This is a genomic window from Staphylococcus sp. 231237_7MaSpsaltlick, assembly GCF_043107035.1.
Window position 1 is genome coordinate 1 of record NZ_JBICNX010000374.1, and the last position, 444, is coordinate 444.

The following is a 444-nucleotide window of genomic DNA, read 5'->3' on the forward strand; positions in this document are numbered from 1 at the left end:
TATTCAGTTTAACTGGCCTGAGTTACCAACTACAAAAACATACAAACATATTCACAGAGCCAATGCATTAGCAAATAAAATTTTTGATTGCAGTGATGCTCACAATGACTAACTATTTAACCATTACTGCACTATACCGATTTATTTGCGGTGGATTAATCCTCATTATAAATTGGGAACTAGCAAACCCTGAATCTACCAGTGAGTTAGCCATTGCTACAATTCTTTCATTTGTTCCAGCAATATTCACTCCATTCCTAATAAAGTTATTCTTTAAAAATTATTCAGGTGCTGGCCTTACAAAATTATCTTTCTTAATACTATTTTATATAGTCATTGTCATAACGGTATGCTATCAAAATGCTCTGCAATTAATTATTCTAAACTTTACTTTATGGATTGTATTTTTTCTTTTAGAAACAAGTTTAGAATTGTGGTTTTCAC

At 30.9% G+C, this 444-nt stretch carries 1 pseudogene; it reads left to right on the forward strand.

The annotated features are described in order from the left end of the window. Positions 1 to 104: 104 nt before the first annotated feature. Positions 105 to 444 (forward strand): annotated as a pseudogene (locus ACF91D_RS31955) (hypothetical protein); the annotation flags it as partial.